17 protein-coding genes are annotated in these 22,469 nt (G+C 65.4%); 7 read left to right on the forward strand and 10 right to left on the reverse strand.

Annotated elements, in window-relative coordinates; all coding sequences use genetic code 11:
• Positions 1-50 precede the first annotated feature (50 nt).
• The 4 genes from ligA to PIN01S_RS04460 form a co-directional block, all read right to left on the reverse strand.
• Positions 51-2,426 carry an NAD-dependent DNA ligase LigA gene (ligA, locus tag PIN01S_RS04445; protein WP_084333916.1) on the reverse strand — a complete coding sequence of 792 codons (2,376 nt, stop codon included), beginning with the start codon at positions 2,424-2,426 and terminating at the stop codon, positions 51-53.
• 84 nt (positions 2,427-2,510) lie between these two features.
• Positions 2,511-3,332: a cell division protein ZipA gene (gene zipA / locus PIN01S_RS04450; RefSeq protein WP_084333917.1), complete on the reverse strand. Its 822-nt coding sequence runs from the start codon at positions 3,330-3,332 to the stop codon at positions 2,511-2,513.
• A 171-nt stretch (positions 3,333-3,503) separates the two neighbouring features.
• Positions 3,504-6,992 (reverse strand): chromosome segregation protein SMC, encoded by a 3,489-nt coding sequence (gene smc / locus PIN01S_RS04455; protein WP_084333918.1) that lies wholly within the window; start codon positions 6,990-6,992, stop codon positions 3,504-3,506.
• Between the two features lie 9 nt (positions 6,993-7,001).
• The gene (locus tag PIN01S_RS04460) at positions 7,002-7,661 is read right to left on the reverse strand and encodes a GntR family transcriptional regulator (RefSeq protein ID WP_084333919.1); all 660 of its coding nucleotides are present in this window, start codon (positions 7,659-7,661) and stop codon (positions 7,002-7,004) included.
• A 177-nt stretch (positions 7,662-7,838) separates the two neighbouring features.
• Here PIN01S_RS04460 and PIN01S_RS04465 point away from each other — a divergent pair, with 177 nt between their 5' ends.
• The 3 genes from PIN01S_RS04465 (at position 7,839) to PIN01S_RS04475 (ending at position 12,350) form a co-directional block, all read left to right on the forward strand.
• A complete protein-coding gene (locus PIN01S_RS04465) occupies positions 7,839-8,972 on the forward strand; it encodes an alkane 1-monooxygenase (RefSeq protein WP_084333920.1) in 1,134 nt (377 codons plus the stop codon).
• Positions 8,973-9,260: 288 nt separating this feature from the next.
• On the forward strand, positions 9,261-10,796 hold the full coding sequence (gene gcsR, locus PIN01S_RS04470; protein WP_084333921.1) for a transcriptional regulator GcsR: 1,536 nt from the start codon (positions 9,261-9,263) through the stop codon (positions 10,794-10,796).
• Between the two features lie 165 nt (positions 10,797-10,961).
• Positions 10,962-12,350, forward strand: coding sequence for an adenylate/guanylate cyclase domain-containing protein (locus tag PIN01S_RS04475; RefSeq protein WP_084333922.1), 1,389 nt, complete (start codon positions 10,962-10,964; stop codon positions 12,348-12,350).
• Positions 12,351-12,398: 48 nt separating this feature from the next.
• On the opposite strand, the gene csrA is transcribed toward PIN01S_RS04475, so the two are convergent.
• The 3 genes from csrA to PIN01S_RS04490 form a co-directional block, all read right to left on the reverse strand.
• Entirely contained in the window at positions 12,399-12,590 is a 192-nt protein-coding gene (gene csrA / locus PIN01S_RS04480) for a carbon storage regulator CsrA (RefSeq protein ID WP_084333923.1), read from the reverse strand.
• Between the two features lie 206 nt (positions 12,591-12,796).
• The gene (locus tag PIN01S_RS04485) at positions 12,797-13,840 is read right to left on the reverse strand and encodes a glycosyltransferase family 4 protein (RefSeq protein ID WP_084333924.1); all 1,044 of its coding nucleotides are present in this window, start codon (positions 13,838-13,840) and stop codon (positions 12,797-12,799) included.
• Positions 13,837-14,658 (reverse strand): UDP-2,3-diacylglucosamine diphosphatase, encoded by an 822-nt coding sequence (locus tag PIN01S_RS04490; protein WP_084333925.1) that lies wholly within the window; start codon positions 14,656-14,658, stop codon positions 13,837-13,839. The genes PIN01S_RS04485 and PIN01S_RS04490 overlap by 4 nt, the downstream gene beginning before the upstream one ends.
• A gap of 171 nt (positions 14,659-14,829) precedes the next feature.
• Here PIN01S_RS04490 and PIN01S_RS04495 point away from each other — a divergent pair, with 171 nt between their 5' ends.
• The 3 genes from PIN01S_RS04495 to PIN01S_RS04505 all read left to right on the forward strand — a co-directional run bounded on the left by PIN01S_RS04495 (position 14,830) and on the right by PIN01S_RS04505 (position 16,933).
• Complete coding sequence (locus tag PIN01S_RS04495) at positions 14,830-15,585, forward strand: helix-turn-helix transcriptional regulator (RefSeq protein WP_084333926.1); 756 nt, start codon at positions 14,830-14,832, stop codon at positions 15,583-15,585.
• 63 nt (positions 15,586-15,648) lie between these two features.
• On the forward strand, positions 15,649-15,984 hold the full coding sequence (locus tag PIN01S_RS04500; protein ID WP_084333927.1) for a tRNA-binding protein: 336 nt from the start codon (positions 15,649-15,651) through the stop codon (positions 15,982-15,984).
• A 46-nt stretch (positions 15,985-16,030) separates the two neighbouring features.
• Positions 16,031-16,933 carry a DMT family transporter gene (locus PIN01S_RS04505; protein ID WP_084333928.1) on the forward strand — a complete coding sequence of 301 codons (903 nt, stop codon included), beginning with the start codon at positions 16,031-16,033 and terminating at the stop codon, positions 16,931-16,933.
• On the opposite strand, the gene PIN01S_RS04510 is transcribed toward PIN01S_RS04505, so the two are convergent.
• Together PIN01S_RS04510 and PIN01S_RS04515 are read right to left on the reverse strand one after the other, a co-directional pair.
• Positions 16,926-17,429 (reverse strand): hypothetical protein, encoded by a 504-nt coding sequence (locus tag PIN01S_RS04510; RefSeq protein WP_084333929.1) that lies wholly within the window; start codon positions 17,427-17,429, stop codon positions 16,926-16,928. The genes PIN01S_RS04505 and PIN01S_RS04510 overlap by 8 nt on opposite strands.
• Positions 17,430-17,692: 263 nt before the next feature.
• Positions 17,693-17,980 (reverse strand): Rdx family protein, encoded by a 288-nt coding sequence (locus PIN01S_RS04515; RefSeq protein ID WP_084333930.1) that lies wholly within the window; start codon positions 17,978-17,980, stop codon positions 17,693-17,695.
• Positions 17,981-18,042: 62 nt separating this feature from the next.
• On the opposite strand from PIN01S_RS04515, the gene PIN01S_RS04520 reads away from it, so the two are divergent.
• The gene (locus PIN01S_RS04520) at positions 18,043-20,229 is read left to right on the forward strand and encodes a patatin-like phospholipase family protein (RefSeq protein ID WP_084333931.1); all 2,187 of its coding nucleotides are present in this window, start codon (positions 18,043-18,045) and stop codon (positions 20,227-20,229) included.
• A 7-nt stretch (positions 20,230-20,236) separates the two neighbouring features.
• Here the strand turns inward: PIN01S_RS04520 and PIN01S_RS04525 are convergent, their stop codons facing one another.
• A complete protein-coding gene (locus PIN01S_RS04525; protein WP_170837181.1) occupies positions 20,237-22,342 on the reverse strand; it encodes a motility hub landmark protein FimV in 2,106 nt (701 codons plus the stop codon).
• Between the last annotated feature and the right edge of the window lie 127 nt (positions 22,343-22,469).

The following is a 22,469-nucleotide window of genomic DNA, read 5'->3' on the forward strand; positions in this document are numbered from 1 at the left end:
CACTCACAAGCAAAGGCCAAACCTGTAGGGGCTCCGCCCTTGGCACCTCGCTACAAGCGTTCACATTCCTTGAGTTTTTCCAGGAAGGCTTCTTCATCCATCACCTTCACCCCCAGCTCGCTGGCCTTGGCCAGCTTGGAGCCGGCGCCGGGGCCGGCGACGACGCAAGTGGTCTTGGCCGAGACCGAACCGGCGACCTTGGCGCCCAACGACTCCAGCTTTTCCTTGGCAACGTCACGGCTCATGGCTTCCAGGGTGCCGGTGAGTACCCAGGTCTGGCCGGCCAGCGGCAGGCCTTCGACGGCTTTCTTCTCGCTTTCCCAGTGCATGCCGAATTCGCGCAACTGTGCCTCGATGGCGCGGGCACGCTCGGCGTTCGCGCCGTCGCCGAAGAAGGCGCGCACCGATTGCTTGGCCTTTTCGTTGAGCCCTTTCATGGCGCTGAGATCGAGCCAATCCGCCTGGATGATCTGTTCCACACCGCCGAACCGTTCGGCCAGGTTCTTCGCCCCGGTGGCCGCCACGTAGGGAATGTTCAGCTTGTCGAGGAAGTCCGCCAGGGTGACGCAGGCGGCGTACTCCGGGCTGAGATCGCCCTCTTCCTGCAACGCCACGCCGTACTCTTCGTCCAGCAGCGCGCGGATGACCTGCTGGTTGTGTTCATCCTCGAAGAAGCTATGGATCTCATGGGCCACTTCCAGCCCGACGTCCGGCAGGTAGGTTAGCACCTCCGGCAGCGCCTTCTGGATCCGCGCCAGCGAGCCCAGGGAGCGCGCCAGCAGCTTGGCGGTTTCTTCGCCGACGTCGGGGATGCCGAGGGCGTAGATGAAACGGGCAAGGGTTGGCTTGCGGCTGCCCTGAATGGCGGTGAGCAGGTTCCTGGTGGATAGATCGGCGAACCCCTCCAGCTCGAAGACCTGTTCATAGGTCAGCCTGTAGAGGTCCGCCGGCGAACCGACCAGCCCCTTGTCGACCAGTTGCTCGACGATCTTGTCGCCGAGGCCGTCGATGTCCATGGCGCGGCGCGAGACGAAATGGATGATCGCCTGCTTGAGCTGCGCCTGGCAGGACAACCGTCCGACGCAGCGGTAGATCGAGCCTTCGCTGACCGACTCCTTGCCCTTGCTGCGCTTGATCAGTTGGGTGCGCTCCACCGCCGAGCCGCAGACCGGGCAGTGTTCCGGCACATGCACAGCCTTGGCATCCGCAGGACGGCGCTCGACGATGACACCGAGAATCTGCGGAATCACGTCGCCGGCGCGGCGGACGATCACGGTGTCGCCGATCATCACGCCCAGGCGGGCGACTTCGTCCATGTTGTGCAGGGTCGCGTTGGAAACGGTCACGCCAGCCACCTGGACCGGCTTCAAGCGCGCCACGGGCGTGATGGCGCCGGTCCGGCCGACCTGAAACTCGACGCCGAGCAGTTCGGTGATCTCTTCCCGTGCCGGGAACTTGTGAGCCAGCGCCCAGCGCGGTTCGCGGGCACGGAAGCCGAGTTCGCGCTGCTGGCCGATATCGTTGACTTTGAACACCACGCCATCGATCTCATAGGCGAGCGCATCGCGCTTCTCGCCGATGGCGCGGTAATAGGCCAGGCATTCTTCGGCCCCCTTGGCCAGCTTGAGTTCGCGACTGATCGGCAGGCCCCACTCACGCAGGGCCTGCAACAGTTGGAAGTGGGTCTTCGGCAACTCGCCGTCGCTGCGACCCACGCCATAGGCACACAGCTCCAGCGGGCGGCTGGCGGTGATGCGCGGGTCCAGTTGGCGCAGGCTGCCCGCCGCCGCGTTGCGCGGGTTGGCGAAGGTCTTGCCGCCGGTTTCCAGCGCCTTGGCGTTGAGCGCTTCGAAGCCGGCCTTGGACATGTACACCTCGCCGCGCACCTCCAGGACCTTCGGCCAGCCGCTGCCGTGCAGCTTGAGCGGGATGTTACGCACGGTGCGCACGTTGGCGGTGATGTCCTCGCCAGTGGTGCCATCGCCACGGGTGGCGCCGCGTACCAGATGACCATTCTCGTAGAGCAGGCTGACCGCCAGGCCGTCCAGCTTCGGTTCGCAGCTGTATTCCACCTGGGCGCCGTCGCCGAACAGGTCACCGGACGGCAGGTCGAGCCCCTCGCGCACGCGGCGGTCGAACTCGATCAGGTCCTGCTCTTCGAAGGCGTTGCCGAGGCTGAGCATCGGCACTTCGTGACGGACCTGGCCGAACGCGGACAAGGCCTCGCCGCCCACGCGCTGGGTGGGCGATTCCGGGGTGACGAGTTCGGGATGTTCGCTTTCCAGCGCCTTCAGTTCGTTGAACAGGCGGTCGTACTCGGCGTCGGGAACGCTCGGTTCGTCGAGTACGTAGTAGCGGTAGTTGTGTTGCTCGATTTCGCTGCGCAGGGCGGCGATGCGTTCGGCAGCGGTCTGGGCGTCGGTCATCTGGGAGCCTCAAGCCGCAAGCGACAAGCTGCAAGCTCCGGGCTTACTGCTTGGGGCTTGCGGACTGGCTCGCGACCTCTTTTCCTAGCGCTTGGTGGTCAACTGCCGACGCTCGAATTCGACGATGCGCTGGCGGTAGTGTTCGATGGTTTGCGCAGTCATCACGCTGCGCTGGTCATCCTTCAGCTCGCCGTTCAGCTCGTGGGAGAGCTTGCGGGCGGCGGCGACCATCACGTCGAACGCCTGCTTGGGATGGCGCGGGCCCGGCAGACCGAGGAAGAAGCTGACCGCGCGGGTGCTGAAATGATCGATATCGTCCAGGTCGAAGGTGCCCGGCTTGACGCCGTTGGCCATGGAGAACAGCACTTCGCCGTTACCGGCCATGCTTTCGTGGCGATGGAAAATGTCCATCTCGCCGAAACGCAGCCCGCTTTCCAGGATGTTCTGCAACAGTGCCGGCCCCTTGAAGCCACCCTCTTCCCGGGCGACGACGTTGATCACCAGCACTTCTTCCACCGGCGGCAGTTCCTTCGGCTCTTCCTTGGCCGCAGCCTTGCGCGGAGCCGGCTTGCCTTCGTCGACGGGGTTGAGCAGGGTCGGTACCGGCTCGTCGAGGTTCAGGTCGCCCTGGCGCGGCTCGCTTCCACGACGCTTGTTGAGTTCGCGGGCGCTCATGGCGGGCAGGTCTTCCTCGTCCAGCGACGGCTCCTGGTGACGCTCCACCACCCGCGCCGGGCCCAGCAGTTCGGCAGTGCCTTCATCGTCGGGCATGTTGGCGAAACTGCGATCGAGTTTGAATTTCAGCTTGCCTTTGCTGCCGCGCATCCGGCGCCAGCCATCGAAGAGAATGCCGGCAATGACAATGATGCCGATGACGATCAGCCACTCGCGCAGACCGATATCCATGTATTTCTGTGACCCCTGACGAAAAAAATGATGATGCTACGGGACATCCTGTCTCTTTGTTCAGCACACTCACGTGGCGCCAACTCCCTGTTCTGACTGACATTGTCCACGTGCGACAAAAGTGGGCACTAAGCTAGCACGACGAAAGGCAACTTTACACCGTTCGTCGCATCATGCTTCGGCCAGCGCGACCGCCTCCTCCACATCCACTGCGACCAACCTGGAACAGCCGGGTTCATGCATGGTGACCCCCATCAGCTGATCGGCCATTTCCATGGCGATCTTGTTGTGGGTGATGTAGATGAACTGCACCTTTTCCGACATTTCCTTGACCAATCGCGCATAACGACCGACGTTGGCGTCGTCCAGCGGCGCATCGACCTCGTCGAGCATGCAGAACGGCGCCGGGTTGAGCTGGAAGATGGCAAAAACCAGGGCCAGTGCGGTCAGCGCCTTTTCTCCGCCGGACAGCAGGTGGATCGTGCTGTTCTTCTTGCCCGGCGGGCGCGCCATGATCGCCACCCCGGTATCGAGTAGATCTTCCCCGGTAAGTTCCAGGTAAGCGTGCCCGCCGCCGAAAACCTTGGGAAACAATGCCTGAAGGCCAGCATTGATCTGGTCGAAGGTTTCCTTGAAGCGGTTGCGCGTCTCCCGGTCGATCTTGCGGATGACGTTCTCCAGGGTTTCCAGCGCTTCCACCAGGTCGTCGTTCTGCGCGTCGAGGTAGCGTTTACGCTCGGATTGCTGCTGGTATTCGTCGATCGCCGCCAGGTTGATCGGGCCGAGACGCTGGATGCGCGCAGCCAGCCGTTCCAGTTCTTCCTCCCAAGCTTTCTCGCTGGCTTCTGCCGGCAGCGTGGCCAGCACGCCATGCAGGTCGTAGCCATCCTCGTGGAGCTGATCCTGCAACGCCTTGCGGCGAACGGTCAGCGCCTGCCAGTCCATGCGCTGCTGCTCCAGTTGGCCGCGCAGCAGTTGCGACTGCTGTTCGGCCTGGGTACGGCGCTTTTCGGCATCGCGCAACTCGCGGTCGGCATCTTCCAGCGCCAGCCGCGCCAGCTTGAGTTCTTCCTCGACACCCATGCGCCGCTCGAGCAATTCCTCCAGCTTGATGCGCAGTTCTTCCAACGGCGCGGCGCCCTCTTCCAGGTTCAGCGTCAGTTGCTCGCGGCGCTCCACGGCCCGTTCGAACTGCAGTTCCAGGCGCTCCAGGGACTGCCGGAGGGAATCGTGCTGGGCGCGCAGCGAGCCGATACGGACCGCCAATTGATGGGCGTGGTCCTTGTGCTGGCGCGACTCCTGGCGCACCCGGTCGAGACGCTCGCGGAGCCCGTCGCGGCTGGCCAGCAGTTGCTCGCGCTGCTCGGTATCGACCGCCATGGCATCCAGGGCGTCCTGCAATTGCAGGCGGGCCTCGCCGAGTTGCTCGTGCTCCAAGGCTCGCTGCTCGCCCAGTTCGACCATTTCCTCGTCCAGGCGCCGACGCCGCAGCGCCAGTTGCTCGACCTTGGCCTGCTGGGCGGACAACCGTGCCTTCAGCTCACTCTGTTGGCGTGCAGCTTCCTGCAAACGCCGACGTTGCTGCTCGCGCGCTTCTTCCTGCTGACGCTGGGTTTCGCGCAAACGCTGCAGGCGTTCGTCCAGATCGGCCAGGGCGGCCTCGCGCTCTTCGCGCTCCGCCTGCAAGCGCTCCAGCTCCTGGCCACGGGCCAGCACACCGGATTCCGCTTCGCTGGCACGCCGTACCCGCAGGAAATGCCGGCCGACCCAGTAGCCGTCACGGCTGATCAGACTCTCGCCATCGGCCAGCGACGAACGCCGGGCCAGGGCCTCGTCGAGCGACTCGACGGGACGCACGCTCCCCAGCCAAGGCGCCAGATCGATGGCCGCCTCCACCTTGTCCAACAGGCTGCCGGGAAGCCGGGACCCGCTCCGCGACGGGCTGGCCAGACGCAGTTCGCCCTGTTCGAAGCCGCCCAGGTCGAGGCTGGTGAAATCGTCCAGCAGGACGGCCTGCAGATCGGCGCCGAGCACGGTTTCCACCGCCAGCTCCCAGCCGGGCTCGACACGCAGTCCCTCGGCCAACCGCGGCCGCTGGTGCAGATTCTGTTCGCGCAGCCACTCGCCAACGCCCTTGCCGGGGTCCAGTGCCGCCTGTTGCAGGGCCTCCAGCGAGGCGATACGGCCGTTCAGTCGTTGCAGCTCGCCCTGGGCCTGCTGCTGTGCGCGGGTTGCTTCCTGCAACTCGCCGCGTAGTTGTTCCAGGCGCTCGACCACGGTTTCTTCCGCCGCCTGCAGCTCTTCCAGCAGCAGGTCGCCGGCAGCCATCTGTTCGGACAGTTCGAGGATCGCCGCGTCTTCCGGGTCAGCGGCGAGCAACGCCCGCTCATCGTTCAGGCGGCGCTCGCGCTCGACCAGCCGTTCGAGGCTCTGTTCGAGCTGCAGGATGCGCGCCTGCTGTACCTCGGCGGCACGGCGGGGCTCGGCGCTGCGCTGGTTGAAGCTATCCCATTGCTCCTGCCAGCCGTGCATGGCGGTTTCCGCATCCTCGAGGGTGGCGGCGGACTCTTCGGCAGCGGCGCTGGCCATCTCCTGCTCGGGTTCGAGCATGGCCAGCTCTTCGCCCAGGGTCGCCAGCAAGGTGCGGTCGTGGCCGAGGTGCGACTCGGTTTCCTGCCGCGCCCGCTCCGCCTCGCGCAGGTCGTCCTGCAACTGGCGCAGGCGCTGCTGGCCATGCTGGATGCTCTGCTCGACGCGGGCGATGTCGCCACCCACCGAATAGAAACGGCCCTGGACCTGGTTGAAGCGTTCGGACAGCTCGTGATGGCCATCGCGCAGCCGCTCGATGCTGGCATCGGCGTTGCGCTGCTCGGCCACCAATGCCTCGAACGCGACCTCCTGGTCGCCGATTACCTTCTCGCGCTGCCCGACCTGATCGTTCAGCGCCTGCCAGCGCAAGGCCGCGAGCTGGGCCTTGAGCTGGCGCTCCTCGGCCTTGTATTCCTGGTACTTCTCCGCCGACTGGGCCTGGCGATGCAATCGCTCGAGCTGGCGTTCCAGCTCTTCGCGCAGGTCGCTCAGGCGCGCCAGGTTCTCCTGGGTGCGGCGGATGCGGCTTTCGGTCTCGCGGCGGCGCTCCTTGTACTTGGAGATGCCGGCGGCTTCCTCGATGAAGTTGCGCAGGTCCTCGGGCTTGGCCTCGATCAGCTTGGAGATCATGCCCTGCTCGATGATCGAGTAGCTGCGCGGGCCCAGGCCGGTACCGAGGAAGATGTCGGTGATGTCGCGGCGCCGGCATTTGGTGCCGTTGAGGAAGTAGGTGTTCTGCCCGTCGCGGGTTACCCGGCGGCGGATGGAGATTTCCGCGAAGGCCGCGTATTCGCCGACCAGGCTGTTGTCGGAGTTATCGAAGATCAGCTCAATGCTGGCCTGGGTCACCGGCTTGCGGGTGTTGGAGCCGTTGAAGATGACGTCGGTCATCGACTCGCCGCGCAGGTTCTTCGCCGAGCTTTCGCCCATCACCCAGCGCACGGCGTCGATGATGTTGGATTTACCGCAACCGTTGGGGCCGACCACGGCAGCCATGTTGCTGGGGAAACTGACCGTGGTCGGATCGACGAAGGATTTGAACCCGGCCAGCTTGATGCTCTTGAGGCGCATGCCCGGTCCTCAGCGGTCGGCCAGGGCGGCCAGCACCAGCTCGCAGTTGTGCCTGCCGTATGCGCCGAGCACCTCGCGGATGCGCGCCGGATCACGGGCGATCACCGCCTGCAGCAGTTCGCCGAAGGCATTGAGAAACTGCCCCATCTCCGCCTTGCGTCGCTCCAACGCCAGGTGGTAGTTGCGGCTGATCGCCGGCAGGAGGTTCTCCACCGTTTCCTGCAGGTAGGGGTTGTCGGCGAACGGGAAAGCCGCACGCATGATGTCGAAACTGTGGTCGACGAAGGCATTGATGTCCTGCCGCTCCGCGCTGTCCACCAGGCGCTGCTGGATGGCCAGGAACGGAGCCAGGTCCTCCTCCTTGCGCCACTGCTCGGCCACGGCATGGGCGAGCAGGATGTACAGCTCCATCATCAGGGCGTAGAGGCTCTTGACCTTATGCGGGGTCAGTTCCGCAACCTGGGCGCCTCGGCGCGGCAATATTTCGATCAGGTGCCGCCGCTCGAGGATCAGCAGCGCCTCGCGTACCGAGCCGCGGCTGACATTCAGGGACTGGGTGACTTTCAGCTCCTGGATCCGCTCACGCTCCTTGAGCTCTCCCCGAATGATGCGTTCGGCGAGGTGGTGAGCGATCTGCTCGGCGAGGCTGTCCGGTGCCTTGAACGTCATGGTTTTCCTTCGAATTCATGGAGAACGCGCAAGGCGCGGAGTGTAACACAGGGTGTTACCCGACCAAGGTGGCGGCAGCGCGCGATACCGAGCAAAAGGTGGGGGAATCCGGGCTGGGTTGGCGGACTCGACTGTCCTACAGTCCTACAAAATCATAAGAAAGCCTTGGAGTCGCCCATGTTCGCGCTGCTGCCTTCCGCCTGGATGATCCGCCTGAAGAAGGTGGGCTACTGGATCTGGCTGATCCCCGTATTCGGCATCCCGCTGAGCTATTTCTGGTCCTATGGCAGCGACTCGCCGAACGCCTGGGCCTGGCTGGTCATCGGCGTAGTGTTCGGGATCATTCCGTTGCTGGATTTCGTGGTCGGACGCGACCCGGCCAATCCGGACGAGCAGACCGAAGTGCCCGAACTGGAACGGCAGGGCTACTACCGGCTGCTCAGCCTGGCCACCGTCCCGTTGCTGCTGGGGATGCTCGTCTATGGCGGCTGGGTCATCGCCCACTACGATGTCTGGAACTGGCTGGGCAAGCTGGGCTGGATTCTGTCCGTAGGCACTGTGATGGGCGCCATCGGCATCACCGTTTCCCATGAGCTGATCCACAAGGACCCGGCCCTGGAGCAGAACGCCGGTGGCCTGTTGCTGGCGGCGGTCTGCTACGCCGGCTTCAAGGTGGAGCACGTGCGCGGCCACCACGTGAACGTCTCGACGCCGGAGGATGCGTCCTCCGCCCGCTTTGGCCAGAGCCTGTACGCGTTCCTGCCGCATGCCTACAAGCACAACTTTCTCAATGCCTGGAGGCTGGAGGCCGAACGCCTCAAGCGCAAGGGCCTGCCGGCACTGCACTGGCGCAACGAGCTGATCTGGTGGTACGCGATCAGCCTGGCCTTCCTGATCGGCTTCAGCCTCGCCTTCGGCTGGATCGGTGCAGTCTATTTCCTCGGCCAGTCGGCCATGGCCTTCACCCTGCTGGAGATCGTCAACTACGTCGAGCATTACGGCCTGCACCGCCGCAAGCAGGAGAACGGCCGCTACGAGCGCACCACACCGAAGCACTCCTGGAATAGCAATTTCCTGCTGACCAACCTGTTCCTGTTCCACCTGCAGCGGCACTCCGACCATCACGCCTACGCCAAGCGCCGCTACCAGGTGCTGCGGCACTTCGACGACAGCCCGCAACTACCCAACGGCTATGCCGGCATGATCGTCCTGGCGCTGTTCCCGCCGCTCTGGCGCGCGGTGATGGACCCGAAGGTGCGTGCTTACTACGCAGGCGAGGAGCACCAGTTGACTGCGTCGCAACTGGCCTAGGGCTGCCCATCGGGAATGAATTCGCACACAGCCCCCCTCGCTTTGTAGGAGCGAACTTGCAATTGCAACCGGCATAGAAGCTTCGCCAGCAGAGCTGGCTCCTACGGATGTACGCCAGACGGATACATGCGTAGGGGCGAATTTATTCGCCCGACGTCAACAAACAGGCGAATGAATTCGTCCCTACAGATGGCGGGCCGACACTCCCCTGCGCAACGCCACCTTTTCCAGAACCCCGCCGGACCGGGCATACTTCACCGTCTCGCACTCTTCATCGTCCGGCTTTTCATGCGTATCCACGTCACCTTCATCGACCGCGTCGGCATCACCCAGGAAGTCCTCGCCCTGCTCGGCGGGCGCAATCTCAACCTGGATGCGGTGGAGATGGTGCCGCCGAATGTCTACATCGACGCACCGACGCTCAGCCCCGATGTGCTGGAAGAGCTGCGCGACGCCCTGTTCAAGGTGCGTGGTGTACAGGCAGTCAGCGTGGTGGACATCCTCCCCGGACAACGCCGTCGGTTGCAGTTGGACGCCCTGCTCGCCGCCATGACCGACCCGGTGCTGGCGGTGGACGGCGCCGGCCATATCCTATTGGCCAACCCCGCGCTGATTGCGTTGTGCGGGCGCGAACCGGAGGGCGCTTCGGTCGCCGAGCTGTTCGCCGATCCGGGCCTGCAGGCCGCCCTGCTCGAGCAGGGCTTTCGCCTGCCACTGCGGGAGGTCAATCTTGACGGTCAGGCGTTGCTGCTCGACGCCCAGCCGATCAGCGAAACGGCCGACCAGGGGCCGTCCCGCCTGGCCGGCGGCCTATTGACGCTGTATTCCCCCAGCCGCATCGGCGAACGCCTGGCGGCGCTGCACCATGATCACGCGGAAAGCTTCGATGCCCTGCTCGGCGATTCGCCGCCGATGCGCACCCTCAAGGCCCGCGCCCAGCGGGTTGCCACGCTCGATGCCCCCCTGCTGATCCAGGGCGAAACCGGCACCGGCAAGGAACTGGTGGCTCGCGCCTGCCATGCCGCCAGCACGCGGCGCAACGCGCCCTTCCTCGCCCTGAACTGCGCGGCGCTGCCGGAAAACCTCGCCGAGAGCGAACTGTTCGGCTATGCCCCCGGCGCCTTCACCGGCGCGCGACGCGGCGGCAAGCCGGGCCTGCTGGAACTGGCCAACCAGGGCACGGTGTTCCTCGATGAGATCGGCGAAATGTCGCCGTATCTGCAAGCCAAGCTGCTGCGTTTCCTCAACGATGGCAGCTTCCGCCGGGTCGGCGGTGATCGCGAAGTCAAGGTGGACGTGCGCATCCTCAGCGCTACTCACCGCAACCTAGAGAAGATGGTCAGCGAAGGCAGTTTCCGCGAGGACCTGTTCTACCGGCTCAACGTGCTCAATCTGGAAGTCCCGCCGCTGCGCGAGCGCGGCCAGGACATCCTCCTGCTGGCCCGGCACTTCATGGCCCAGGCCTGTGCGCAAATCCAGCGCCTGCCCTGCCGGCTGGCGCCCGGCACCTACCCGGCCCTGCTCGGCAACCGCTGGCCGGGCAATGTGCGGCAGTTGCAGAACGTGATCTTCCGCGCCGCCGCGATCAACGAAAGCAATCTGGTGGACATCGGTGATCTGGACATCGCCGGAACCGAAGTGGCGCGCCAGACGGACGGCGAAGTGGGGAGCCTGGAAGAAGCCGTCGAAGGCTTCGAGAAAGCCCTGCTGGAGAAGCTGTACGTGAACTATCCGTCCAGCCGCCAACTGGCTGCACGCTTGCAGACATCGCACACTGCCATCGCCCATCGCCTGCGCAAGTACGGGATTCCGGGCAAGACCTGAGGCGACCGCGAGACACGCGCCCTGGACGGACGGGGCAGCCACGCACTTGGCTGCCGAACGCTTGCTTGGTTATGATCCTGCACCGGCTCAGAGCCTGGCTCAGGTTTTGCAGACCGCAAGGCGTCCATCAGAGGCGCCGGAAAAACAGCAGGGATCGTTTTTTACATGAATTACGCCACCACCGACCGGCTCAATGGTATCCCCACTCCGCCGCTTCGCGAGTATTACTCCCGGGTATTGGCGTATATCGCCTCGGCGGCGTGCATCGCGGCCGGCACCTACGTCCAGTACTTCGGCTACGACGTGCTCTGGATGGTGCCCTACGCCCTGCTCTACCCCCACCTCGCCTATCACCTGAGCCGGCGCTTCAAGCGCGACCATCCGCAACAGACCGACCTGAGCCTGCTCGCCATCGACGCCGTGCATGCTGGCATCGGCATGGTCCTGCTGGGTTTCACCGCCGTGCCGAGCCTGATGTTCGTCCTGACCCTGTCCTTCAGCGCCCTGGTGATGGGCGGGCTGCGCCACCTTGGTCTGTCACTGCTGGTCGCCACCAGCAGCATGCTGCTGGCCACCGGGCTGCTCGGCCCCGACGTCAAGGATACGACGCCGACCCTGGTTGCCGTGGTGAGCATCTTCTTCACCACGCTGTACATCTGCATCACCGCTTATTTCGTTCATCAGCAGGGGCTGCGCCTGGCCCAGGTGCGCGCGGAAATCAAGCGCGAGCAGGAAAAAGCCGCGCGGCTGGCGCGCAACCTGGCCAAGTACCTGTCGCCGCAGGTCTGGGAATCGATCTTCAGCGGCAAGAAGCACGTGCGCCTGGAAACCCAGCGCAAGAAGCTCACGGTGTTCTTCTCCGACATCAAGGGGTTCACCGAGCTGTCGGAAGAACTGGAAGCCGAAGCGCTGACCGACCTGCTCAACAACTACCTCAACGAAATGTCGAAGATCGCCCTCAAGTACGGCGGCACCATCGACAAGTTCGTCGGCGACTGCGTGATGGTCTTCTTCGGCGACCCCAATACCCTCGGCGCCAAGCGCGATGCGGTGGCCGCGGTGTCCATGGCGATCGCCATGCGCAAGCACATGAAAGTGCTGCGCCAGCAATGGCGTGCACGCGGCATCACCAAGCCCTTGGAAATCCGCATGGGCCTGAACACCGGTTACTGCACGGTGGGCAACTTCGGCGCCGATACGCGCATGGACTACACCATCATTGGCCGTGAAGTGAACCTTGCCAGCCGGCTGGAAAGCGCCGCCGAGTCGGGGGAAATCCTGATTTCCCACGAAACCTACTCGCTGGTAAAGGACGTGATCATGTGCCGCGATAAGGGACAAATCGCCGTAAAAGGCTTCAGCCGCCCGGTGCAGATCTACCAGGTGGTGGACTTCCGCCGCGACCTGGGCGCCACGTCCAGCTACGTCGAGCACGAACTGCCGGGCTTCTCCATGTACCTGGATACCAACGGCATCCAGAACTTCGACAAGGAGCGGGTCATCCAGGCCTTGCAGCAGGCGGCGGAGAAGCTCAGGGACAAGGTGATCCTGTAGCCGCCCCGCAGTACGACGAAACCGCCCGAGGGCGGTTTTTCATTGAGGTCATTCCTCGACTTTCGGCTTCTTGGGAATGCCCTGCTTGATACGCTGATACACCTCTTCGCGGTGTACCTCGATCTCGGGCGGCGCCTGCACGCCAAAGCGGACTTGCCGGCCATTCACGGCCAATACGCGGACTTCGATACCGTCGGCAATAGTGACGGCCTGGCCAATGAAGCGGGTCAGAATCAGCATGGACATTTCCTTAATCCAGACGAAGGGATGAGTGCCGTATCCGTACCGCTGCTCACCGAATGCCAGGCGACTCTCGAACGGCGGACACGTTACCCAGCCGCCCGCCACCCCGCTGCGACGTGGCTCGCCATTGATCTGGGGGATAGCTCAGAAAAACCGGAATCGGATGAAGGATGTCGCGATAAACGAAGGGGCGCTCCTGCGGACTACACCCCTTCCTTCAGTGACAAGCTTTCGGCCGGCATGCAGACCTCGCCGTCCAGCAATGGCTGTCGAGCCAGGAATTCCAGCGCCGAGCCACGCCACGACTGCTGCGCCGCAATGTCGGCGCAGCGCTGGCGATCCAAGGCCAGCGCCGCGCGACAGGCCCTGCCGAGGTCGTCGCCCATGACACCGGTAACGCCATCCTGCAGGACATCCAGCGGTCCCGGTACGGGAAAGGCCGCCACCGGCGTGCCACAGGCCAGCGCTTCCAGCATCACTAGGCCGTAGGTGTCGGTGCGCGACGGAAACACCAGTACGCTCGCCTCGCGATAGGCATCGGCAAGCGCTTCGCCATGCCGATAGCCGAGGAAGCGCACCTCCGGATAACGGGCCTGTAGCACCTCACGCAACGGACCGTCGCCCACCACGCGCTTCTCGCCCGGCAAGTCCAGGTCGAGAAAGGCTTCGAGGTTCTTTTCCGGTGCGATGCGACCGACGTAGAGGAACACCGGCGGGCCGGCGTCCTGCCGTGACGGCGCCGGACGAAACAGGCGGGTATCCACCCCCTTGCGCCAGAGGGTCAGGCGTTGCAGCCGCCACTGGCCCAGCTCTTCGCGCAGGCGACCGGTGGTCACCAGCACCGCCTCGCTCGGCCGATGGAACAGGCGCAGGAAGGCGTAGCCCCAGGCCAGGGGAATGCGCGGCCAGCGGGTATGCACGTATTCGGGGAAGCGGGTATGCACCGCGCTGGAGAACGCCAACCCGCGCTTCACCAGCCAGCGCCGCGCCGCCCAGCCGAGCGGGCCCTCGGTCGCCAGGTGCACGCAATCCGGACGAAAATCGCGGATCGCCGGGCCGACCCGCCAAAGGTCCCAGACCAAGGGGATTTCCGGATAGGTCGGGCACGGTCGGGACCGGAAATCCTGTGGCGACAGCAGCTTGACCTGATGGCCGAGCCCACGCAGCTCGCCGACCAATGCCTGCAGGCTGGTCACCACACCGTTCACCTGCGGTAGCCAGGCATCGCTGACGATGAGAATCCTCATGCCGCCGGCTCGATGGCTTCGACCTGCGCGTCCAGCAGCTCCAGCCGCGCCTGATCCTCGGCCAGCCGGTAGAGTTCGATGTGGCCGTCCCAGTGCTCGATCAGTGCCGTGCAGGACTCCACCCAGTCGCCGCAATTGAGGTACTCCACCTCCCCCACCCGGCGAATCTCGGCGTGGTGGATGTGCCCGCAGACCACCCCTTCCAGACCGCGCTTGACGCATTCGTGGGCGATGGCTTCCTCGAAGTCGCTGATGAAGTTCACTGCCGTCTTGACCTTGTGCTTGAGGTAGGCCGACAGCGACCAGTAGCCGTAGCCCCAGCGCTCGCGCCAGTGGTTGAGCCAGCGGTTGAGGGTCAGGGTGAACTCGTAGGCCGAATCGCCGAGGAAGGCCAGCCAGCGGTGGTAGCGGGTGATGACATCGAACTGATCGCCATGGATGACCAGCAGCCGGCGGCCGTCGGCAGTGACGTGCTCGGCCTCGTCCACCAATTGGATGTTGCCGAGCATCAGGCTGGAATAGCGGCGCAGGAATTCGTCGTGGTTGCCGGTGACGTAGATCACCTCGGTACCGCGCTTGCTCATGGTCAGCAGGCGGCGGATCACATTGGTGTGCGCCTGCGGCCAATAGATGCCGCCGCGCAGTTTCCAGCCGTCGATGATGTCGCCGACGAGATATACCCGGTCTGCATGGTAGCGCTTGAGGAATCGTGCCAGATGCTCGGCCTGGCAATCGCGGGTGCCGAGGTGGACGTCCGAAATCCACAGCGTGCGGACGCGTTGCTTGCGGCTGGGCTTGACGAGCTGGACGCTGGTCATGAGCGGTCTCCGGCTGGGTTTTTCCGATCATGGGGGCTCGCGGTGAACGCCGTATGACATCGTCGTTGCAGCCAGATGACACTGCCGACCCGCAGCGATTTGGGTAGACTCGTCGGCATCGTTCGGCAGAACCCCGCCTCTGCCGAAGCACCGTCGATACCGAGGCCCGCGATGAACTCGATTCTTTCCCTGCGCCACTACAGCCATGACCTGATCGCCCATAGCCACGAGCATGCGCAACTGGTGTTCGGTCTCAGCGGCACACTGGACTTCGACGTCGCCGGACGGGGTGCGCGGGTGGTCCGGCAGACTGTCGCGGTGGTGCCGGCAGGCACCCATCACGCCTGCGGCAGTCCCTCCGGCAGCCACTGCCTGGTGCTGGATGTCCCCACGGAAGACTGGTTGCGGCAATCCCTTGGCCGCCATGCCGACGCCAGCCTGCGTCTGCTCGACCTGCCCGGCGCGCGCCTGCTCAGCCCGGCGCAGAGCCAGTTGGTCGGCTGGCTGGCCGCCAGTCCGGTCAACGACGACGTAATCGCCCGCCAGGGCGCCGCCCTGCTCCTGGCCAGCCTGGTCGGCGAACCACGCTCCCTGGCGGAAACACAGCGCCTGCCCATGGCCGCGCTCGATGCCCACATCGACCGGCATGTCACCCACCCGTTGCAGGTCGCCGACCTGGCGCGTCTCTGCGGTCTCTCGGCAGCACGTTTCCATGCGCGCTTTCTCGCCGAAGTCGGGCAAACGCCGATGGACTACGTGCGCAGCCGGCGGCTGAACCTCGGCCGGCAACTGCTGCTCGATAGCCATCTGCCGGTGGGCGAGATCGCCGCGCGGGTCGGCTACGCCTCGCAGAGTGCTTTTACCGCGGCCTTGTCACGCACCTACGGCGTCACTCCGCGCGAGTTGCGCGACAAACGCCGCGAGTGACGCGACAGACCTTCGCGCCGGAATGACCTAGGCTGGTCGGACCTGAAACCACCGAGGACAGCCATGCCCACCATTACCTGGCAAGACTTCGAGAGCGTCGAACTGCGCGTCGGTACCCTGCTCTCCGCCCGTGTCAACGAGAAGGCCGTCAAGCCCGCCTATATCCTCGAAGTGGATCTCGGCCCGCTGGGCATCAAGACCTCCAGCGCCCAGCTCACCCACCATTACCGCGCCGAAGAATTGCCGGGCAGGCAGGTGCTCTGCGTCTGCAATTTCGAACCCAAGCGCATCGCCGGGGTACGTTCGGAAGTCCTGGTGACCGGGGTCTACGACGCCGACAACAAGGTGGTACTGGCCGGCTTCGACAAGCCGCTGCCCAACGGCGCGCGCCTGGCCTGACAGCCACGGACCGCAAACGCATTCATCGTTTTTCTGGAAGTCTTCGATGCAACACCGTTCGGCCCTATTGGCTATTCATCTCGGCGCCCTGATGTTCGGCCTCTCCGGCGTCTTCGGCAAACTCGCCGACAGCGGCCCGCTGGTCATCGCCTGCGGCCGTGCGCTGTTCGCCGTCGTGGCGCTGGCACTGTTCGCCCAGTTGTTCGGCCAGAGCCGCGGCCAGCGGCCCGGCGCGCGCCAGTTGGCGCTGCTGGCCCTCGGCGGCGTGCTGCTGGGCAGCCACTGGCTGACCTTCTTCCTCGCCGTGAAGGTGTCCGGGGTCGGTATCGCCACCCTCGGCTTCGCCAGTTTCCCCGCCTTCACCGTGCTGCTCGAAGGCTTGTTGTTCCGCGAACGCACCCGCGCCATGGAATTCGCCATGGTCGGCCTGGTCAGTCTGGGGCTGGTGCTGGTGACGCCGGAATTCGATCTGTCCAGCCAGGCCACCAGCGGCCTGCTCTGGGCGATCCTCTCGGGATTGCTGTTCTCGTTGCTGTCGCTGCTCAACCGCGCCAGTACCCGCGGGCTCGACCCGGTGCAGGCGGCGCTCTGCCAGAACCTCACCGTGTTCGCCTGCTTCCTGCCGCTCGCCTGGCCGCAATTGCCCCAGGTGCCGGCGCTGGACTGGCTGTGGCTGGCCATGCTCGGCATCTTCTGCACCGGTCTCGCCCACAGTCTGTTCGTCGCCAGCCTGCGCGTGCTCAAGGCGCGGACCACGGCGGTGATCTTCGCCCTCGAACCGGTCTACGGCATCGCCTTCGCCTGGTGGCTGTTCAACGAAACGCCAACCCTGCGCATGCTGGTCGGCGGCGTCCTGATCATCTCGGCGATCTTCCTCTCGGCCCGTTTCGGCGCTCCCGCCGATCACCCGAAACAGGAGCCGGCGGCAGAACCGAAGCCGATCAATTGACGCTGTAGCCGCGCCCGGTCAGGCAGGCGCCGAGGGCCCGGCGATAGCGTTCGGTGCTCTCCGCGCCGACCGGCCGGGTGGCGGTCGCCGGGTCGAAGCCGCTCTGGCCGACCGCCCAGGTGTGACACTCGTAGCGGTCGCGGCCTTGCTGGTCGAGGCTCTGCCCCTGCGCCGGGTAGGCGATCACTTCATAGCTCGCCACGCTGTTGCCCTGCACCGCCGGCGGCGGCACCACCACTTCGTAGCGCTGGGTATTGGCGTTCCACAGGTAATAGGTACCGGCCGCGACGAAATACAGCATGCTGCCGATCCAGACCTCCCGGGCGAAGTCCGGCAGGCCATGGCCGCCATGCCCATCGCGGTGCCAGCCTGGCCCCGGCCCCCAGTCCGGCCCGGGACCGCCATGCCCACCCGGGCCGGGCCCCGCCAATACCTGGGCGGACAAGCCGATCAACAACAAAGCGGTTCCGATCTTACGACCCGTGCGCGAGATCATCGTGCGTACTCCTGGAGAAGGTAACGGGCAGCCTTCGGCTGCGACCCGGGCCGGATGGAGCGATCACGTTCGAGATTCCGCGAACGGCATATCCGCCGTCGCCTTCGCCCGTGTCACGCCACCCGGCCCGGACCGTCACCATTATCCCGAGCCGCCGGAGCCTGGAGGTCAGCGCTGGGTAAAGTCAGGGTAAAGAGGCGGACACAAAAGCTGTCCGAACCGGCAGGCCGCTTTCTCCGGGGGGCTGCGAGACATCGGGGGAATCAGGAAACCCGATCGTTATGCCCCAGGTCGCGACCGGGGTCGATACGGTCGCGCACGCGCTGCTTGAGCACCTTGGCCTCGGGGAAGCCGCCGTCGGCCTTGCGCTCCCAGATTTCCACGCCGTCGCAGGTGATGCGGAAGACTCCGCCGGTGCCGGGCTCCAGACTCACCTTGCCGAGGTCGTCGGAGAAGGTGCTGAGCAGCTCCTGGGCCAGCCAGGCCGCTCGCAGCAGCCACTGGCACTGGGTGCAATAGGTGATGACGATTTCCGGCTTGGCGGCATTCATGGGCGGGGCTCCTCGGGACGCGGGGTCCTATAATAGCGGCCCAGCCAGTCCAGGGATGTTCCATGCGCCGCCTCGTGCTCTTCGCTCTGCTCCTGTTCCTCCCCCTCGCCAGCATTGCCGAGCCGGTGCGGCCGAAGATCGGCCTGGTGCTGTCCGGCGGCGCCGCCCGCGGCCTGGCCCACATCGGCGTGCTCAAGGCACTGGAGGAACAGGGCATCGAGATCGACGCCATCGCCGGTACCAGCATGGGCGCGGTGGTCGGCGGGCTCTATGCCTCGGGCTACCGGATCGAGGAACTGGAAAAACTGGCGTTGACCCTGGATTGGCAACAGGTGCTTTCCGATGCGCCGCCCCGCGAGGACATCCCCTTTCGCCGCAAGCAGGACGACCGCGATTTCCTGGTCAAGCAGCAGCTCAGCTTCCGCGACGACGGCAGCCTCGGCCTGCCCCTCGGCGTGATCCAGGGGCAGAACCTCGCCCTTTTGCTGGAAAGCCTGCTGGCCCATACCAGCGACACCCGCGACTTCGACCGCCTGCCGATCCCCTTCCGCGCGGTCGCCACCGACATCGCCAACGACGAGAAAGTGGTGTTCCGCCGTGGCCACCTGCCCCTGGCGATCCGCGCCAGCATGTCGATCCCGGCGGTGTTCGCCCCGGTGGACGTGGACGGCCGTCTGCTGGTGGACGGCGGCATGGTGGACAACATCCCGGTCGACGTGGCCCGGGAAATGGGCGTCGACCAGGTCATCGTGGTGGACATCGGCACGCCGCTGAAACCGCGCAAGGAACTGCTGACGGTGGTGGACGTGCTCAACCAGTCGATCACCATGATGACCCGGCGCAATTCGGAGGCGCAGTTGGCGACCCTCGGTCGCGACGATCTGCTGATCCAGCCGGCCCTGGCCGCCTATGGCGTCACCGATTTCGACCGTGCCGAGCAATTGATCGATGCTGGCTACCGGGCGACCCGTGCCTTGGAGGGAAGGCTCGCCGCGCTGCGCCCGGCGTCACCCAGCAAGCCGGAACTGACCCAGGCGCGCACGCCGAGCCAGCGCAAGCCGTTGATCACCGAAATCCGTGTGGAGAACGACTCCAAGGTCGGCGACGCGGTGATTCGCCGGCATATCCGCCAGAAGATCGGCGAACCGCTGGACATGGGCCGTCTGCGCACGGACATGGGCACTCTCTACGGCCTCGACTACTTCGATCAGGTGCACTACCGCGTCGTCCGCCTGCCGCTCGGCAACGCGCTGGTGATCACTGCCCGGGGCAAGCGCAGCGGTACCGACTACCTGCGCCTCGGCCTGAACCTGTCGGACGACCTGCGCGGCGACAGCGCCTTCAATATCGGCGCCAGCTACCGGATCAACGGCATCAACGAACTCGGCGCCGAATGGCTGACGCGGGTGCAACTGGGCGACCACCAGGAGATTTACAGCGAGTTCTACCAGCCGCTGGACGCCGGCTCGCGCTGGTTCGTCGCACCCTACCTGCTGGGCGAAGCGCGGAACATCGAGGCCACCCTGGACAACGACCCCATCGCCGAATACCGCCTGGAGCGCTACGGCTACGGCCTCAACGTCGGCCGGCAGATCGCCAATAACGGCGAAATCCGCTTCGGCATCGGCCAGGCCTGGGGCGAGGCGGATGTGCGGGTCGGCGAACGCGACCTGCCGAGTTTCAGCTTCACCGAGGGCTATTACGAACTGAAGTATTCGTTCGACACCCTGGACAATGTCGACTTCCCCCACGAAGGCGAGGACATCGGCCTGACCATCCGTCAGTACGACCCGTCCCTGGGCTCCGACGAACGTTATCGCCAGTGGCTGCTGTCCCTCGACAAGCCGCTCAGCCACGGGCCGAACACCTGGGTGCTCGGCGGCCGCTACGGACGCACCCTGGACGATGCCGAAGTGGTGACCTCCAGCTTCCAGCTCGGCGGCGCGCGGCAGTTGTCCGGCTTCCGCCAGGACGCGCTGTCCGGGCAGAACGTCAGCCTGGGCCGGTTGGTGTACTACCGGCGGATGACCCAGCGCTCGATCCTGCCGCTGGATTTCCCGCTCTACCTCGGCGGCAGCCTGGAACGCGGCCGGGTCTGGAACAACGACAACGCCTTCGACAGCGGCTACATCAATGCCGCCAGCATCTTCCTCGGTTTCGACACCCCGCTCGGCCCGCTCAACTTCGGCTACGGCTTCAACGACGAAGACGAGAAGGCCCTGTACCTCAACCTCGGCGGCACCTTCTGAGCCCGGCTCAGGCGATCTTCGCCAGCAGTTCGCGGGCTTCCTGCCGCTCCTGGTCGTCGCCCTCGATGATGACCTCGTTGAGGATGGCGCAAGCGCTGCCCAGGTCGCCCTGCTCGATGTAGGCCAGGGCCTGGTTCAGCTTGGTCAGGTGCTCGCGGCTGCCCGCCAGATGATCGAGATTGCGCTCCACCGGCGGCGTCTCGCGCGGGGCATCGGTATCGCCAAAGGCGTCGAAGAAGGCTTCCGAAAGCTGGTCGTCCTCGAACGGCTTGGCTTCCGGCGTATCGCCGAAGGGGCTGAGCACGTCCGGGTCGAGGGTCAGCTCGAAGAGTTCCGGCAGCTCTTGGAGGTTCGAATTGAAGTTCGAATCGACCGCCTCGGGCTGCGTCGGCTGGCTCGCCTGGGCACGTTTGGGCGCGGCGGGCTTGAACGGACTGTCCAGGTCCCAGTCGGCATCCAGGGAAAAATCGTCCAGGTTGAGCGCAAAGTCATCCTGCGACTCCAACGCCACGGGCTCGGCTTCCGCCTCCGCTTCGCGCAGGACCGGCTGCAGTACATCGGGGATCTCGTCGAGCGGAGCGGCCGCCAATGGATAGCGCGCCTTGAGCTGGTCCAGCTTCACCGTGCTGAATCCCTGTTCGCGCAAGGCCGCCTCTTCGCTGGCGAAACCGGCGCGGTCGCCCAGCTCACCGAGCACCTCCAGCAGGCGGTAGCGCAGATCGGTGCGAGTCGGCTCCCGATTGACGGCGGCGCGCAGCACGGTCAGTGCCTCGGCGAAGCGCCCGTAGGCGATGTACAGGTTGGCGCCTTCCAGCGGATCGCTGGACACCATCGGCCGTGCGGCTACCGGCCGGAAAGGCTCGTTGCGCCAGAGGTTCGACAGGGACTGCTCCTCCAGCGGTTCCGGGGCTGCCGCTGCCGACACGACCTCGGCGGCCGTCTCCTCGGGCTCTTCCCGGCGACGGCGCCGGGCCAGGAGCCACCACGCCAGCCCCAGCAAGATCAGCAGCAACCCACCGAGCGACGCCCAGAGCCCGTTCGCCAGGAACGGCCGGCTGCCCTCCGCAACAGGCTCCTGGCGGACCTCCGGCGACACCGCTTCGGAGCCCTGCTCGACCGGCGTCGCCGGCTCGCCGCCCTCCGCCGGAGCGTTCGCAGAGGGCCGAGCCAGGCCGGCCCGTACCTCGGCCAGTTGGCTGTCCATGTCGTTCAAGCGTCGCTGTAGCTGCTCCAGGCGCGCCTCCAGCTCCGCCTTTTCGTCGCGCAGACGCTGTTTTTCCGCTTCGCTGGCCAGGAGTTCTTCGTCCAACCGCCGTTGCAGGGCGGCGACCTGCGCCGTTTCTGCCGGTTCCGGCTGCCCGGCCGACGCTTCGGCTCGTTGCGGCTCAGGCACCGGAGCCGCTGCCTGCTCGGCAGACGCTACCTGCGGCTCGACCGCCGTATCCGGCAACAACAAAGTGACACCGGCCTTGAGGCGGTGAATGTCCCCGCCACTGAAAGCCTGCGGATTGAGCGCATGGATGCCGGTCATCAGTTCGTCCAGCGACGCCTGGCTGCCCGCCGCCTGAAGCCTCCGGGCGATGGCCCAGAGGCTGTCGCCGGAAGCCACGGTATAGCGCTTGCCCTGGGTCGCAGACGGTGCGGGGATCGCCGGGACGGTATCGCGATCGGGACGTACCTGTGCCAAGGTCTGGCTGGCCTGGGCGTGGTACGCGCTGCCCGGTGGATCGAGCAGGACCGTGTATTCCCGCAGCAGGCGCCCGGTCGGGCGCTGCACTTCGATCAGGAAATTCAGGTACGGCTCACGCACCGGCCGGGTCGAGGCGACGCGGATCACGCTGTTCGCACCGCGCAGCACGGGCGAGAAGCGCAGGTCGTTGAGAAAGACGAAACGCTCGACGCCGGAGCGCTGGAAATCGTCGGCCGACGCCAGTCCGACGTGGATGTCGCTGGCATCCAGGTCGCCGATGTCCAGCAACTCGATCTCGGCGTCGAGCGGCTGATTCAAGGCCGAATGCAAGGAAATTTCGCCCAGGCCCAATGCAGGCACGATGCCCGAATACAGCGCAGAGCCCGAGGCAAGCGTGAGCAGGAGTCGATGTGCTCGAACCATGGATTCCCCCGGTCGTTACGGTTTGCACGCTGCTCCCACGAGCGACTTCAGGCGCATCCCTGAGGTGGGAAAAAAAGCAGGCGGCGAATGAAATCGTCGGGAGAACAGTCCGTGTCGGACCCGGCTG

The organism is Pseudomonas indica NBRC 103045, from assembly GCF_002091635.1.
Taxonomy (GTDB): Bacteria; Pseudomonadota; Gammaproteobacteria; order Pseudomonadales; family Pseudomonadaceae; genus Pseudomonas_M; species Pseudomonas_M indica.

Bases quoted from the DNA above. Each gene is read 5' to 3' on its own strand.
- csrA (WP_084333923.1), bottom strand. From the start codon at position 12,590: ATGCTGATTCTGACCCGCTTCATTGGCCAGGCCGTCACTATTGCCGAC.
- PIN01S_RS04520 (WP_084333931.1), top strand. From the start codon at position 18,043: ATGCGCCGCCTCGTGCTCTTCGCTCTGCTCCTGTTCCTCCCCCTCGCC.
- zipA (WP_084333917.1), bottom strand. From the start codon at position 3,332: ATGGATATCGGTCTGCGCGAGTGGCTGATCGTCATCGGCATCATTGTC.
- PIN01S_RS04500 (WP_084333927.1), top strand. From the start codon at position 15,649: ATGCCCACCATTACCTGGCAAGACTTCGAGAGCGTCGAACTGCGCGTC.
- PIN01S_RS04460 (WP_084333919.1), bottom strand. From the start codon at position 7,661: ATGACGTTCAAGGCACCGGACAGCCTCGCCGAGCAGATCGCTCACCAC.
- PIN01S_RS04525 (WP_170837181.1), bottom strand. From the start codon at position 22,342: ATGGTTCGAGCACATCGACTCCTGCTCACGCTTGCCTCGGGCTCTGCG.
- PIN01S_RS04495 (WP_084333926.1), top strand. From the start codon at position 14,830: ATGAACTCGATTCTTTCCCTGCGCCACTACAGCCATGACCTGATCGCC.
- PIN01S_RS04490 (WP_084333925.1), bottom strand. From the start codon at position 14,658: ATGACCAGCGTCCAGCTCGTCAAGCCCAGCCGCAAGCAACGCGTCCGC.
- gcsR (WP_084333921.1), top strand. From the start codon at position 9,261: ATGCGTATCCACGTCACCTTCATCGACCGCGTCGGCATCACCCAGGAA.
- PIN01S_RS04510 (WP_084333929.1), bottom strand. From the start codon at position 17,429: ATGATCTCGCGCACGGGTCGTAAGATCGGAACCGCTTTGTTGTTGATC.
- PIN01S_RS04465 (WP_084333920.1), top strand. From the start codon at position 7,839: ATGTTCGCGCTGCTGCCTTCCGCCTGGATGATCCGCCTGAAGAAGGTG.
- ligA (WP_084333916.1), bottom strand. From the start codon at position 2,426: ATGACCGACGCCCAGACCGCTGCCGAACGCATCGCCGCCCTGCGCAGC.
- PIN01S_RS04515 (WP_084333930.1), bottom strand. From the start codon at position 17,980: ATGAATGCCGCCAAGCCGGAAATCGTCATCACCTATTGCACCCAGTGC.
- smc (WP_084333918.1), bottom strand. From the start codon at position 6,992: ATGCGCCTCAAGAGCATCAAGCTGGCCGGGTTCAAATCCTTCGTCGAT.
- PIN01S_RS04485 (WP_084333924.1), bottom strand. From the start codon at position 13,840: ATGAGGATTCTCATCGTCAGCGATGCCTGGCTACCGCAGGTGAACGGT.
- PIN01S_RS04475 (WP_084333922.1), top strand. From the start codon at position 10,962: ATGAATTACGCCACCACCGACCGGCTCAATGGTATCCCCACTCCGCCG.
- PIN01S_RS04505 (WP_084333928.1), top strand. From the start codon at position 16,031: ATGCAACACCGTTCGGCCCTATTGGCTATTCATCTCGGCGCCCTGATG.